At 72.1% G+C, this 12,375-nt stretch carries 16 protein-coding genes; 3 read left to right on the top strand and 13 right to left on the bottom strand.

Going from position 1 to position 12,375, the window contains the following annotated elements; translation table 11 throughout:
- Positions 1-166: 166 nt before the first annotated feature.
- Together ACIRB7_RS08595 and ACIRB7_RS08600 are read left to right on the top strand one after the other, a co-directional pair.
- Complete coding sequence (locus ACIRB7_RS08595) at positions 167-958, top strand: DUF998 domain-containing protein (protein WP_403594222.1); 792 nt, start codon at positions 167-169, stop codon at positions 956-958.
- Complete coding sequence (locus tag ACIRB7_RS08600; protein WP_403594225.1) at positions 955-1,755, top strand: alpha/beta fold hydrolase; 801 nt, start codon at positions 955-957, stop codon at positions 1,753-1,755. The genes ACIRB7_RS08595 and ACIRB7_RS08600 overlap by 4 nt, the downstream gene beginning before the upstream one ends.
- A gap of 39 nt (positions 1,756-1,794) precedes the next feature.
- On the opposite strand, the gene ACIRB7_RS08605 is transcribed toward ACIRB7_RS08600, so the two are convergent.
- From ACIRB7_RS08605 to ACIRB7_RS08620, 4 genes are all read right to left on the bottom strand, one after another.
- Positions 1,795-2,214 (bottom strand): CBS domain-containing protein, encoded by a 420-nt coding sequence (locus tag ACIRB7_RS08605; RefSeq protein WP_403594227.1) that lies wholly within the window; start codon positions 2,212-2,214, stop codon positions 1,795-1,797.
- Positions 2,215-2,340: 126 nt separating this feature from the next.
- On the bottom strand, positions 2,341-3,018 hold the full coding sequence (locus ACIRB7_RS08610; protein ID WP_403594229.1) for a DUF305 domain-containing protein: 678 nt from the start codon (positions 3,016-3,018) through the stop codon (positions 2,341-2,343).
- Entirely contained in the window at positions 3,015-3,662 is a 648-nt protein-coding gene (locus ACIRB7_RS08615; protein WP_403594232.1) for a DUF3105 domain-containing protein, read from the bottom strand. The genes ACIRB7_RS08610 and ACIRB7_RS08615 overlap by 4 nt, the downstream gene beginning before the upstream one ends.
- Before the next feature lie 73 nt (positions 3,663-3,735).
- Positions 3,736-4,134 carry a hypothetical protein gene (locus ACIRB7_RS08620; RefSeq protein WP_403594235.1) on the bottom strand — a complete coding sequence of 133 codons (399 nt, stop codon included), beginning with the start codon at positions 4,132-4,134 and terminating at the stop codon, positions 3,736-3,738.
- A 291-nt stretch (positions 4,135-4,425) separates the two neighbouring features.
- Here ACIRB7_RS08620 and ACIRB7_RS08625 point away from each other — a divergent pair, with 291 nt between their 5' ends.
- Positions 4,426-5,787: a glutamine synthetase family protein gene (locus ACIRB7_RS08625; RefSeq protein ID WP_093876415.1), complete on the top strand. Its 1,362-nt coding sequence runs from the start codon at positions 4,426-4,428 to the stop codon at positions 5,785-5,787.
- Between the two features lie 75 nt (positions 5,788-5,862).
- Here the strand turns inward: ACIRB7_RS08625 and ACIRB7_RS08630 are convergent, their stop codons facing one another.
- The 9 genes from ACIRB7_RS08630 to ACIRB7_RS08670 all read right to left on the bottom strand — a co-directional run bounded on the left by ACIRB7_RS08630 (position 5,863) and on the right by ACIRB7_RS08670 (position 12,221).
- Positions 5,863-7,128: a tyrosine-type recombinase/integrase gene (locus tag ACIRB7_RS08630; RefSeq protein WP_403594238.1), complete on the bottom strand. Its 1,266-nt coding sequence runs from the start codon at positions 7,126-7,128 to the stop codon at positions 5,863-5,865.
- 84 nt (positions 7,129-7,212) lie between these two features.
- Positions 7,213-7,437: a helix-turn-helix domain-containing protein gene (locus tag ACIRB7_RS08635; RefSeq protein ID WP_403594240.1), complete on the bottom strand. Its 225-nt coding sequence runs from the start codon at positions 7,435-7,437 to the stop codon at positions 7,213-7,215.
- Positions 7,438-7,735: 298 nt separating this feature from the next.
- Complete coding sequence (locus ACIRB7_RS08640) at positions 7,736-9,277, bottom strand: YfjI family protein (RefSeq protein ID WP_403594243.1); 1,542 nt, start codon at positions 9,275-9,277, stop codon at positions 7,736-7,738.
- Complete coding sequence (locus ACIRB7_RS08645; RefSeq protein WP_403594246.1) at positions 9,274-9,447, bottom strand: hypothetical protein; 174 nt, start codon at positions 9,445-9,447, stop codon at positions 9,274-9,276. Before ACIRB7_RS08645 ends, ACIRB7_RS08640 begins: the two co-directional genes overlap by 4 nt.
- Before the next feature lie 164 nt (positions 9,448-9,611).
- A complete protein-coding gene (locus tag ACIRB7_RS08650) occupies positions 9,612-10,538 on the bottom strand; it encodes a bifunctional DNA primase/polymerase (RefSeq protein WP_403594249.1) in 927 nt (308 codons plus the stop codon).
- Positions 10,539-10,623: 85 nt separating this feature from the next.
- A complete protein-coding gene (locus tag ACIRB7_RS08655; RefSeq protein WP_403594252.1) occupies positions 10,624-11,091 on the bottom strand; it encodes a hypothetical protein in 468 nt (155 codons plus the stop codon).
- 10 nt (positions 11,092-11,101) lie between these two features.
- Positions 11,102-11,290: a hypothetical protein gene (locus ACIRB7_RS08660; RefSeq protein ID WP_403594255.1), complete on the bottom strand. Its 189-nt coding sequence runs from the start codon at positions 11,288-11,290 to the stop codon at positions 11,102-11,104.
- 35 nt (positions 11,291-11,325) lie between these two features.
- Complete coding sequence (locus tag ACIRB7_RS08665; protein WP_403594435.1) at positions 11,326-11,592, bottom strand: RRQRL motif-containing zinc-binding protein; 267 nt, start codon at positions 11,590-11,592, stop codon at positions 11,326-11,328.
- Between the two features lie 35 nt (positions 11,593-11,627).
- Complete coding sequence (locus ACIRB7_RS08670) at positions 11,628-12,221, bottom strand: hypothetical protein (protein WP_403594258.1); 594 nt, start codon at positions 12,219-12,221, stop codon at positions 11,628-11,630.
- Between the last annotated feature and the right edge of the window lie 154 nt (positions 12,222-12,375).

The following is a 12,375-nucleotide window of genomic DNA, read 5'->3' on the forward strand; positions in this document are numbered from 1 at the left end:
CTGCGGGCCGCCCCGACATGCAGGGCGGTCGCGCCCCGCTGATCATGTCCCCATGACGACCCCGCCCGCATCCGTCGCCTGCCGCCGCCTCCCCTGTACCGCGCGCCCCGCCGGATCCACCCCGACCACCGGCAACCCTCCTGCACGCCGTAACGTCTGACCCACTATGCCCCGAACGGTGACGCGAGCCCCGGCCGTCCTGCTGGCCCTCGGCGCGGTCGCGTACACCGCCTGGGTGCTCGAACTCGTCCTCGGGACAGGGCTCGACCCGGTCCGGGCATACGTCTCCGAACTCGCGGCGGCCGACCAGCCGTTCGGCGGCCTGTTCCGGGCGACGGACCTCGCGGCGGGGCTGCTCGTCCTGGCGGGGGCTGTCACCGGCCTGACGGTGACGCGCCGGCACGGGGACGCGCGCCGGGCGGGCGGTGCCCGCCCCCGGGAACCCTGGACCGTCGTCGGCTGGATCGCGCTCGCCGTCTTCGGCGCGGCCACCGCCGTCGACTCGCGCCTGCCGCTCAGCTGCGCCCCGACCGACGACCCCGCCTGCGCGGCGCGGGAGGCCGCCGGACTCGTGCCCGCCACCCATACGGCCCACGCCGTCAGTTCCGGCCTCGCCATGACCGGAGCCCTCGCCGCCCTGATCGCCCTGACCGTGGCCGCCCGCCGCCACGGCCGGTGGCGGCCCCTCGCCCGTACCGGCCCGGTCCTCTTCGCCCTGGAGCTGGCCGCCACCGTCTGGACCCTGGCCGCCGTCGCCGCCATCGAGGCCGGGAAGGGCACCTGGGCGCTCGGCGCGGGCCAGCGGTCGCAGGTACTCCTGGTGGCGGTGTGGCTCGCGGTCCTCGCGTACTCCCTGGCCACCGACCCGCCCACCGACCCGCTCACCGGCCCGCCCACCGGCCCGCCCACCGACCTGCCCACCGACCCGGCTGCCACCGAGGAGACGGAGAAGCGATGACCTTCGTACGGATCGGGGGAGTGGCCCACCACGTCACCGTCGAGGGCTCGGGGCCCGTCTGCGTCCTGAGCGCGGGACTCGCCCTGAGCTGGTTCGACTGGGACCCGGTCGTCCCGCTCCTCGCCCCGCACCGTACGGTCGTCCGCTTCGACCGCCCCGGACACGGCCTCTCCGCCCCCGCCGCCGTCCCGCCCACCGCCGCGGGCGAGGCCGACCGGATCGCCGGCGTCCTCGACGCGCTCGGGCTCCCCGACCCCGTCACCGTCGTCGGGCACTCCCTCGCCGGGTTCCACGCGGAGGCCTTCGCCCGGCTCCACCCGGCCAGGACCGCCGCACTCGTCCTCGTCGACTCCTCGGTGGAGGAGCGCCCCCGGCCCGGCCGTACGACCGCCGCTTCCCGGGCCCTCGGCACCGCTCTCTGCGCCGCCGGGGTGCCGGCCGCCCTCGGCCCGTTGGTCCGCCGCGCGGCCGTACGCCACGACCGGGCCCCCGCCGACCTCGTCCGCCGCGTCTACCGCACCTCACGCGTGCTGCGCGGCGCCCTCCTGGAGAACGCCCACTACGGAGCCGTCGCCGCCGAACTCCTCGCCCTGCGCGACCGCCACCCGCTCCCGCCGGGCCTCCCCGTCACCGTGCTCGCCGCCCCCGACGGCTCCGCCCGCTGGGAACGGCGCCAACGCGCCCTGGCCCGGCGGCTCGGCGCCCACTACGAGGCGGCCGTGCCGTCGGGCCATCTGGTCATGCGCGACCGCCCGGACGCGGTGGCCCGGGCGGTCCTGAGCCCCGGGCGGTCCTGAGCCCTGGGCCGTCCTGAGCCCCGGGCGTCCCCGTCCCGGTCAGGAAGCGGCGTAGACGCTCGTACAGAACGCCTTGATCTGCTCGTCCGACAGGTGCTGCGCCAGATCGGCCTCGCTGATCATGCCGACGAGCCGCTTGCCCTCGATGACGGGGAGGCGCCGGATCTGATGGCTCTGCATCTCCTCCAGGACGGCGCCGACGTCCGCGCCCGCCTCGACCCAGCGCGGGGTGCCCTTCGCCATCTCGCCGCAGGTGATCCTGGCCGGGTCGTGGCCCATGGCCACACAGCCGATCACGATGTCACGGTCCGTGAGGATGCCGCAGAGCCGCTCGTTCTCGTCGGCGATGGGCAGCGCGCCCACGTTCAGGTCGCGCATCATCTGCGCGGCGCGGTCGAGCGTCTCGTGGGCCGGGATCCAGCGGGCCCCGGGGTGCATGATGTCCTTCGCCGTGGTCATGGGGTGGGTACCTTTCGTCGAACGCGGTCACCGTTACGTCCCCGAGCAGACCCATTCTCGGCGCACGGCAGGGCCCCCGCGACCGCAACGGGTCACGAGGGCCTGTCCGAACCTCCGCTCAGCCGCTCAGGCGGTGACGCCACGCTTCCCGAGCATGTCCGCCATCAGCAGGATCTCGGACTCCTGCGCGTCGACCATGCCCTGCGCGAGGTCGCGCTCGACGTCCACCGAGCACCTCTGGACACAGCCCTCGGCCATGTGGACCCCGCCCTTGTGGTGCGCGGTCATGAGCTTCAGGTACAGGATCTCGGCCTCACGGCCACTGGCCTTCCGCAGCTGGTCCAGCTGCGCGCCGGTCGCCATGCCGGGCATGAGGGCACCGTCGAGCGGACCGGTGTCGCCGGAGCCGCCCATGCCCATCCAGGTCATCGGCTCGACGCCGGACTCGACCTTGGGCAGCTCCCACAGGTCGAGCCAGCCGAGCATCATGCCCCGCTGGTTGGCCTGGGTGTTGGCGATGTCGTACGCGAGGCGGCGTACCTCCTCGTCCTGGGTGCGGTCCCGGACGATGAACGACATCTCGACGGCCTGCTGGTGGTGGACGGACATGTCCCGGGCGAAGCCGGCGTCCGCAGAGGCGGTGGAGGGCGTACGCGGCGCCTCCTCACGCTCGGCGGAGGCGACGGTCACGGCGCCGCCGGCGAACAGCAGGGCGAGCGCGACGGCGGTGATCGCCGCCCACTGCGTCCGGTTCGGCCGCCGGGCCGGGGGAGGCGTCGTCAGGTCGTCCTCGTCCCCGCTCACTGGTCGAGCCCGCCGGTGCAGGCCGCGCCGGGCTCGGGGGTCTGCTTGCCCTGGACGTACTTCGTGAAGAAGGCGTCGATCCGGGGGTCGGAGGCGTTGTCCACGGTCACCTGCTTGCCCCAGGCGGACAGCATGATGGCGCCGGCCTGGTCGTCGACCGGGCTCATCAGCGTGTACTGCGTCTTGCCGACCTTGGCTTCCAGCTTCTTCACGTCGTCGGCGGCGGCCTGCTTGCTGTACGTCACCCAGACGGCGCCGTGCTCGAGCGAGTGCACGGCGTTCACCTCGGGGATGGCCTTCTTGTAGACCACGCCGTCGCAGTTCATCCAGACCGGGTTGTGGTCGCCGCCGACCGGCGGCTTCATGTCGTACTTCACGGCCGTCTCGACGTGGTTGCGGCCGAGCTTGGCGGCGTCCCAGGACTTCTCGGCGGTGATGGGGGCCTTCGCGGCGGCCTCCTTCTTGTCCTGCTCGTCGGACTTCTTCATCAGCACGAAGGTGCCGAAGCCGACGAGGCCGAGGACGACGACCCCGGAGACGCCGATGGTGACGAGACGGTTGCGGCGCTCACGGGCCTGCTCGGCGCGGCGCATCTCCTCTATTCGGGCGCGGCGGTCGGCGTTGGCGGAGCGGTTGGCGGCCATGGTGGTGTCGTCCTTCTTCAGGGGTGGGGTGGAGTTCGGGGGTGGACGTGCGGGGGCGGGACGCCCGCCGCCGCTACGTCCGGAGAACTTGAAGGACGTGCAGGTCCGGCGCGCGCGGCTGGGCGCCGGAGCGGCGCGCAGGACCGTCACCGGACGGCGGGTCGAGACGCGGCGGCCCGCCCGCCGTGTGCAGCGGCGGGTCGAGCGGGGGCGCGCTGAGCACCGCGGGGGAGAGGGACGGGAAGAGGGAGCAGCCGCCGCGGTCGTACGGGCAGACGTACTCGCGCACGGCCGGACCGGAATTGCTCGCGGCGGCAGCGCTCCCGGCAGTGCCGCCTCCGGCGAGGGTCACCGCCCGCGTGCCCGGCTGCGCACCGGCCTTGGCCTCGGCCTCGTGATGCCCGTCGGGCTCGGCGCCCAGACAGAAGAAGAGCGCGGCGAGGAGCGTCGCCACGGCACTCACCAGTGCCATGGGACGCGCGTGCCGGGACGGGCGTACGAGCCGTGGGGCCCCCATGGGCGCAGATCGTAGTGTGCGCGGGGCCTCCGTGGGCCGAACGGGGTACCACTCGGTACCGACGGGGAGGGACCCGCCGGGGGAACGGACACCGGATCCGGCCGTTGCCGCGTTACCTGAGTCACACCAGGGCAGGCAGTATGGGTGTGCAACGTGCGCGAAACCATGTGGTGGGATGCTCAGGTGCCCCCCGATGTGCCGAGGCGGTGGGAGCAGGCGGCCTGACCAGCGAGGATGGGTGTGGAAATGGACAAGCAGCAGGAATTTGTGCTCCGTACGCTCGAGGAGCGCGACATCCGCTTCGTACGTCTGTGGTTCACCGACGTGCTCGGCTTCCTCAAGTCGGTGGCCGTGGCGCCCGCCGAACTGGAGCAGGCCTTCGACGAGGGCATCGGGTTCGACGGCTCCGCGATCGAGGGCTTCGCCCGCGTCTACGAATCGGACATGATCGCCAAGCCGGACCCGGGAACCTTCCAGATCCTGCCGTGGCGCGCCGAGGCCCCGGGCACGGCGCGGATGTTCTGCGACATCCTGATGCCGGACGGCTCGCCGTCCTTCGCGGACCCGCGGTACGTCCTGAAGCGGGCCCTGGCCAAGACCTCGGACCTGGGCTTCACCTTCTACACGCACCCCGAGATCGAGTTCTTCCTGCTGAAGGACAAGCCGCTCGACGGCACCCGGCCGACTCCGGCCGACAACTCGGGCTACTTCGACCACACCCCGCAGAACGTGGGCATGGACTTCCGCCGGCAGGCGATCACCATGCTCGAATCGATGGGCATCTCAGTGGAGTTCAGCCACCACGAGGGCGCCCCGGGCCAGCAGGAGATCGACCTCCGTTACGCGGACGCGCTCTCCACGGCCGACAACATCATGACGTTCCGCCTGGTGATGAAGCAGGTCGCGCTGGAGCAGGGCGTCCAGGCGACCTTCATGCCGAAGCCGTTCTCGGACTACCCGGGCTCGGGCATGCACACCCACCTGTCGCTCTTCGAGGGCGACCGGAACGCGTTCTACGAGTCGGGCGCCGAGTACCAGCTCTCGAAGGTCGGCCGCTCCTTCATCGCGGGCCTCCTGAAGCACGCGGGCGAGATCTCGGCCGTCACCAACCAGTGGGTCAACTCGTACAAGCGCATCTGGGGCGGCTCCTCCCGCACGGCAGGCTCGGGCGGCGAGGCCCCCTCGTACATCTGCTGGGGCCACAACAACCGCTCCGCCCTCATCCGCGTCCCCATGTACAAGCCGGGCAAGACGGGCTCCTCCCGCGTCGAGGTCCGCTCCATCGACTCGGGCGCCAACCCCTACCTGACGTACGCGGTCCTCCTCGCGGCCGGCCTCAAGGGCATCGAGGAGGGCTACGAACTCCCGGCCGGCGCCGACGACGACGTCTGGGCCCTCTCGGACTCGGAGCGCCGCGCGATGGGCATCGAACCCCTCCCGCAGAACCTGGGCGAGGCGATCGCCCTGATGGAGAAGAGCGAACTGGTCGCGGAGACCCTCGGCGAGCACGTCTTCGACTTCTTCCTCCGCAACAAGAAGCAGGAGTGGGAGGAGTACCGCTCCGAGGTCACCGCCTTCGAACTGCGCAAGAACCTGCCGGTCTTGTAGCCGCAGGTCACGCCGGGTAGAGTCCCGAATCAGCACTCAGGGCCGACGTTCGCAAACCGTCGGCCCTGAGTCATTTCACTCGCCCTGGGCCGTCCCTGGGCCGTCAGGCGTCGAACCGGGCCCCTCGTAGAGCCCGTCCACGGCCCGGCGGGCCCGTCCGTCGCTGCTCGGCATCAGGTGCGTGTAGACGCGGAGCGTGAACCCGGGGTCGCCGTGACCGAGGTACGAGCTGAGCGCCTTGATGTTCTCCCCGGCGTCGAGGAGCACGGACGCGTAGAAGTGCCGCAGCGCGTGCATTCCGTGCTCGCGGGCTGCCTGGTGTCGCTCGCCCTCCTTGGGCTCCGGAATGACGCCGGCCTGGACGAGGGCGAGCTTCCACACGCGAGTGTTGAAGTCGGTCCGCCGCACGGCGCCGCCGCCCGTAAGCGAGAAGAACAGCCGCTTGGTGATGAGCGGCCCGTCCGGCTTCAGCCACGGCAGGGAGACGTCGGCGGGCGGGAATTCCTCAGCGTGCTCGCGGAGGACGCGGGCGACGTGGCGGGGGAGCGGGACGTCCCGCTCCTTTCCGCGCTTGGGCGGGCCGAACACGAGATGCCCGTTCACGACCTTCACCTGATTCGCGACGTGCAGCCATCCAGTGTCGAACCTGACGTGCTCCTCGCCCAGGCCGAAGATCTCGCCCTGGCGGAGACCACAGCCGCCGCCGATGTCGACCATCGCCTGATAGCGCTTCGGGAGCGCCGAGCGAACGGCGAACACTCGGTTCGCCGTCCACGGCCTCACCCGCGGTTCGGCTGGCGCTGGCGCCCGGACCGAACGGGACTTGCACGGGTTCTTGGCGAGCAGCTCGTCGTCCACGGCCGCAGCGAGCACGGCCGAGACGCTGGCGAAGATGACCCGGCGGTACGAAGAGACGGGCAGGGGCTTCGCCAGTGCCGCGAGCCACTCGCGGATGTGCTCGGGACGGAACGAGTCGATCGGCCGCGTCCCGAGGTACGGGAACGCGTGCAGCCGGAGGTGGACGCCCACCGTCGTACGCGTCGTCGGGTCCGTGGTCTGGGAGGCGAGCCACTTCTCGCCGTACTGCCGGAACGTGATCCGCCCGGCGGTGGGGTCGACGTACTGCCCCCGGGACATGTCGGCCTCGGTGGTGGAGAGCCACTTCTCCGCGAGCCGCTTCTGCTTGTCGGGGAAGCTCTTGGACTTCTCGGTGCCGTCGGGGCCGATGTAGCGGGCCCGGTAACGCATGCCGATGCCGTAGCGGTCGGTCCTGACCCGGCGCTCCTTGCCCTCGGCGTCGGTCTCGGTCTTGTACCAGCGGTCCTGGACGTGGCCGGCCATGGGTGGCTGTAGTTCCTTTCGGTGCACGAGAGAGGCCCGTGCCGCCCCCGACGGGGGGCAGCACGGGCCAGTGAGGGAGACGGGTCAGGCGGCGGCGTCGAGCTCGCTCTGCTCAGCGACCCACGCCTGGACGGCGACGGGGTCGTAGCGGACGTGGCGACCGACACGGAACCCGGGCGGGCCGGTGCGCTGCTTCCGCCAGTGGTAGACGGTCTCCAGGGGGACCTCGAAGAGGGCGGCGATGTCGTCCGGGGTGAGGTACCGGGCGGGGAGGTCGGTGACGGGCTGGGGCGTCTTGGCGGTGGCCATCGGGCTCCTTCAGCTCGGTCCGGGGTGCCAGAACCCCGGAAAGTGCTGACAGAACTGACAGAACCTCGCCATGTGGCCTTTGACCTGCGGGTTTGGTCGTTTCCAGCGTCGTGACAAAACCTCAAAAAACTCTGACAGAACCTCCGGGCGGGGGTTCTGTCAGCGCGGCGTCGTTGGGAGGGTCGAGGTTTTGTCAGAGTTTTCGGAGGTTTTGTCAGAGCTCCGAAAATGGTTGTTTCCGCAGGTCAGGGGGTAGGTCGGGAGGTTCTGTCAGTTCTGTCAGCGGGTTGGGGGGTTTTCAGGCGCCGGGGGTGGTGCGGGGGTGGGTCTCGTAGCGGGGGGAGGGCGGCCGGCCGCCGCGTCCGGTGCGGGGCGGCGGGGGCTGCTGGCGGACCCAGCCGTGTTCCTCCAGGAGGGCGAGCGCGGGGTCGAGGTCGCTCATGGCGGGGAAGTCGCCGCGGGCGAGGCCTCGGAACAGCTCGCGCTTGGTGAAGGTGGCGGTGCGGGTCTCGCGCAGGTGGGTCAGGAGGGTGTGGGCGGTCTCCTGGGCGGGGTCGGCGCCCATGGCGTCGAACACGTCGAGGGCGTGGGCGGTGAAATAGTCCCCGAGCCGGGTGGCGGCGGCCATCGTCTCGGCGGCGATCGGCCGCGTCCACGCGTCGGCCGGGTGGGCGGCGAGGTGGAGGAGCCCGGCGATCCGAGCTACGGCTCCGTCCCGCTTGCTGGACCACTTGATGATGGGGCGCAGTGAACCGCCCTTGTCCTGGCGGGACTCGGTGACGCGCTGGTAGGCGAGGAGGACGGCGTCGGCCTCGGGCGTGAGGGTGAGCTCGGCGGGCTCGGTCCAGGCCGCGAGGGTCAGGGCGAGGTGCCCGAGCTTCTGGGCGTAGGCGGCGGCCGTATCGGCGGACAGGAGAGCCGGGGTGAGGTTGCGGCGGCCGACGAGGGACTCGGGCTTGGAGTAGAGGAACCGGGCGAGCAGGCCCCGGCCGTCGGCGCCCTTGATCTGCCCGATGGAGTCGAGGACTTCCGGCTGCACGGCCAGCCCCATGGTGATGGCGGGGCGCTCGATGTGCTGGGCGTCGCGGCCCATGCGGTTGACCCGGACCATGTCGCCGGCGTGTCCCTTGAGGAAGATCCCCATGTTCGGGGCGCCGGAGTACCGTCCGGCGATGATCTCGAAGATCTCGCCCTCGGGAGACAGGATGCCGATGCGGCCGTCCTGCTGGGCGAGAGTGGTGGTCAGGCTCTCGGCGGTGATGTCGTCGGCGACGAGCTGCGGCTCGGCGGGGATAACGGCCTGGTCGGCCGCCTGGGAGAGCGAGACAGCCTCGGCGGTCAGCTCGGCCCGTTTGTCGGCCTCGGCGTTCGCGGCCTTCGCCGCGGCCTTCTCAGCGGCGACCTTCGTCATCCGCGCGGATGCGGCAGCCTCGGCCCGCTGCGGGGCGGTCAGCTCGACGAGGGCCTTCTCGGCCGCCAGGAGCGGCTGCGTCATGAGAGAGAACACGGCGCTCTTGCGGTTGCCGGGCGGCAGCGCGACGGCGGTGTAGAGGTTGACCGGCTCGCGCCACTGGCCCCGGACGTGGACGATGACCCGTCCGCCGGCGGCCGTGCCGAGGACGGCGAGGGCAAGACATCCGGCGAGGTCGACGGGGGTCTGAGACTCCTCGGCGACCTCGGCGGCCATCGCGCCGAGCCAGTCGGGCAGCGCGTCCACGGGAAAGACGGGAAGCTGACCGCGCGGGTTGAGCGGTACCGGCTCGTCCCAGACGGGCCCGGCGACGTCCTCGGCTGTCATCGCGTCGAATCCGGCCCACAGCTCGGAGTCGTGCGGACTCATGCGGCTTCCTTCCCTCGGGTGAGCAGCGGGCACTGGTTGCGGTGTCGGGTGTGGTCGTCGGTGAGCCGGGCGATCTGCTGATGGCCGAACGCCTTCAGGTCCCGGCCACAGGAGCACCACGAGTGCGCGGTGGGCACCGCGTTCCGGCCGGGCGCGCCGATGTGGAGCATCGCGAGGACCCTCGGCCCGTCGGCCGGGTGCGGGTCAGAACCAGAAGGGACGCCTTCGGCGACGGCCTTTCGGGCGCCCACGGCCCGCCGTGCTACCGGCTGCTCGGCGACGGCCGGCCGGGGGGTCGTCGCACGGCATTCCAAGGGGGAGGGATTCTGGGGGCTCATGCCGCCTCCCGAGACCGGGCCTTGCGGAGGGAGCTGTCCAGGGCGCTGCGGATCGTGGCGCGGCACTCGGCCGCGGTGAGTCCCCGCGATTCCCCCGCCCCTTGGAATGCCTCCTCCACCACGTGCCGGTCGAGGTCGCCCCACGCGACGAAGCGCCCCACGAGGAACGCGGACCGGTTGAGCGTGTTGTTGGCTTGCTTCGCCGGTGCGGCCTGGACGTTGCGGCACTCCCGCTCCAGCGCCGCACGGGCCGCGCGACTGCCACTGACCGCCGGTGCAGCCAGAATCCCTCCACGGGACCGTGAGGGCTCCTGGCGGGCCGTGAGGGACTCCAGGAGCCAGCCGGGCAGAGGAAGGACGGGAGCGTCGTCCAGGACCGCGTACGCCCCGCTAGGGGTGACGCTGCCGGGCGCGACGACGTACCCACCCCAGGCGCGCGTGTCCACCAACTGCCCAAGCAGCCCTGCAGAGTTGCCGAGCCGGACGCTGTCCGGGGCGGCGAAGTAGAGGTGCTCGCCACCGGACGCGGTGCCTGCTCGGAAGGTCACCGGCAGCGGCTGGCCGGCGCGCTCGCACAGGGCCGCGAACACCTCCGCGCCGCTGGGTCCGGCGGCACCCTCCTTGGGCACGTCGAGGTCGACGACGACGAGCCCCGACGGGCCAGTGGCCAGACCGATGTTGAACGGGCCCTGCCCCCACGCGCGGACGATCCGCTCGCGGTCGGTGGTGGCCCGGTCCTCCCACTTCACGTGGTCTCCCGAGCATGCCCCGGTGCGGGGGCAGCGGTTCTCGCCGTGCAGGGCGGGCCGCTTCGTACCAGGGCGGAGCGGGAAGACGTGCCAGCCGCGTTCGGCGGCCTGGAGGGCGGTGGCCAGTGTGGGCGGGGGGCCGCCTGCTCGCCGGATGGGGATCGGATGGGTCATGCTGGGTGTCTCCAGTTCTGTGAGATGTGCTGGTAGACGAGGGCGGCCCCGGACTTTGGCGAGACGGGGGCCGCCCTCGGCGTAGCTACTGGTCGGTGGTGTGGCGGGCGTACTGCTGGCGGACGTAGTGGCGCGGGTCGCAGATCACGGCCGCGCTGTCGCGTTCCATGAGCCGCCGGGCGGTCCGGTCGGCGTCCTCGGTGGCGTCACTGATGGGCGGGGCCTTGTCGTCGCCGAGGGCGATGCGGTCGAGGAGGGCGGCCTTGCGGAGCCAGAACTCGCGGCTCGTCTCGGTGCCGAACGGCCGGTCGGCGGCGGTGCGGGCGACCCAGCCGATCTCGCTGATGATGCTCGGGGCGGTGGCGTAGGCCTGCTCCGGCGTCGGCCACTCCTGCGTGACGGCGGGGCGGTGGTCGGCGGACAGGTAGACGCGGGTGCGGTCGCCGTCGCGGGTGGCCACGCGGTGGGCGGACCAGGTGGTGAAGGTGCTGCCGAGGGTGTCGATGACGCGGTCGGTGTCGTCGGGGTCGCAGATGACGCGAATCTCGAACACGTTGGGCTCCTCAGAGGGTGGACAGGGCGTCGATGACGCTGTGGGCGAGCTGATTGATGGGGGTGGCGGCGCCGGTGGAGGCGAGGAAGAAGCCGAACCCGGCGGCGACGAGCGCGGAGCCGTAGCCGAGGTTTCCGGCGCGGAGGAGGAAGTACAGGACGAGTCCGAAGAGGGCGACGAGCGAGACGGTTATGGCCATGCGGGGCCTCCCTGGTGGCCGGGGGGTGGGGTGGGTCAGGCGGTGGCGCAGTCGGGGCAGGTGCCGAGCGAGGTGGGGATGCAGTAGCCGCGGTCGAGGCGGCAGGCGGGGCAAGTGCGGCGGGCGCGCATCATCGCCTCGTGTGAGCGCCAGCGTCCCGGCGTCATCGGCCTTACCGGCCGGGCGCGTTGGGTGTCGTAGAGGTAGGCGTAGCGCCAGCCGTGGCGCCAGTAGCGGATCTGGGCGACCGGGTCGTGGCCGCCGGGACGGAGACCGGCGGCGCGGAGCTGGCGGCGGGTCATGAGCCCGGCCGGGGCGAGGTTCTTGCGGTAGGTCGTCACCGGTCCTCCTGCCGGGCGTTCGCAGCGGCGGTGCGGACGAGGGCGAGGACTTCGGTGCGGGTGCGGCCGGTGGCGTCGTTCCATCGGTGGTAGGGCTCGCTGATCCCCCGTGCGGCGAGGACGGCCTGGAGGCGATGGCCGGCGGCCCGCGCGGTGGTCTCGTCGCCGTAGCCGAGGCGGAACAGCACGGCCTGGGCGCCGAGGATGCAGCGGCGGCCCGACGTCGAGCGCAGCGCGCCGCGGTGCCATCCGTAGCGCTCGATGACCAGAGCGATGAGCTCCAGGTGCTCGGCGACGCTGATCTGCCGTCCGCCGCCGTGGAGCTGCCGGAGCAGCGGGAAGTTGAGCACCCAGTCGGGCAGGATCCGCAGCGCGCGGGCCGGGACCGCGAGGACCGGCGCGGCCGCCGCCGGGGGCGGGTTGCCGAGGGCTTCGGCGATGAGTTCGGCGGTGGTCTTGGTGACGAGCGGGTGGGCGGTCGTGCGGACGCGGGCGGTGAGGTACTGCTCGATCTCGCGGACCAGCAGCGCCGCCTCGTTGGCGAGTTCGGGGGCCGGAATGGTGGGGGCGGTGAGGGTCGGGACGGTCACGATGCCTGACTCCTTATGTACCGGTTTGGGCTAGGACGAAGACCCGGATACAGCCCGGACGGCTCCGCATCTGCGCAGGTAGAGCGGCGGACGACCCGGACGGATCCGGGCCCGACCCGGACGCGGATGTTCGGGTTGGGCCCTCCGGCGTCCG

It is taken from the genome of Streptomyces sp. NPDC093795 (assembly GCF_044764665.1).
Classification (GTDB): domain Bacteria; phylum Actinomycetota; class Actinomycetes; order Streptomycetales; family Streptomycetaceae; genus Streptomyces.

Coding starts and splice junctions, on each gene's coding strand:
- ACIRB7_RS08595 (WP_403594222.1), top strand. CDS start 167: ATGCCCCGAACGGTGACGCGAGCCCCGGCCGTCCTGCTGGCCCTCGGC.
- ACIRB7_RS08600 (WP_403594225.1), top strand. CDS start 955: ATGACCTTCGTACGGATCGGGGGAGTGGCCCACCACGTCACCGTCGAG.
- ACIRB7_RS08605 (WP_403594227.1), bottom strand. CDS start 2,214: ATGACCACGGCGAAGGACATCATGCACCCCGGGGCCCGCTGGATCCCG.
- ACIRB7_RS08615 (WP_403594232.1), bottom strand. CDS start 3,662: ATGGCCGCCAACCGCTCCGCCAACGCCGACCGCCGCGCCCGAATAGAG.
- ACIRB7_RS08620 (WP_403594235.1), bottom strand. CDS start 4,134: ATGGCACTGGTGAGTGCCGTGGCGACGCTCCTCGCCGCGCTCTTCTTC.
- ACIRB7_RS08625 (WP_093876415.1), top strand. CDS start 4,426: ATGGACAAGCAGCAGGAATTTGTGCTCCGTACGCTCGAGGAGCGCGAC.
- ACIRB7_RS08630 (WP_403594238.1), bottom strand. CDS start 7,128: ATGGCCGGCCACGTCCAGGACCGCTGGTACAAGACCGAGACCGACGCC.
- ACIRB7_RS08635 (WP_403594240.1), bottom strand. CDS start 7,437: ATGGCCACCGCCAAGACGCCCCAGCCCGTCACCGACCTCCCCGCCCGG.
- ACIRB7_RS08640 (WP_403594243.1), bottom strand. CDS start 9,277: ATGAGTCCGCACGACTCCGAGCTGTGGGCCGGATTCGACGCGATGACA.
- ACIRB7_RS08645 (WP_403594246.1), bottom strand. CDS start 9,447: ATGCTCCACATCGGCGCGCCCGGCCGGAACGCGGTGCCCACCGCGCAC.
- ACIRB7_RS08650 (WP_403594249.1), bottom strand. CDS start 10,538: ATGACCCATCCGATCCCCATCCGGCGAGCAGGCGGCCCCCCGCCCACA.
- ACIRB7_RS08660 (WP_403594255.1), bottom strand. CDS start 11,290: ATGGCCATAACCGTCTCGCTCGTCGCCCTCTTCGGACTCGTCCTGTAC.
- ACIRB7_RS08665 (WP_403594435.1), bottom strand. CDS start 11,592: ATGACCCGCCGCCAGCTCCGCGCCGCCGGTCTCCGTCCCGGCGGCCAC.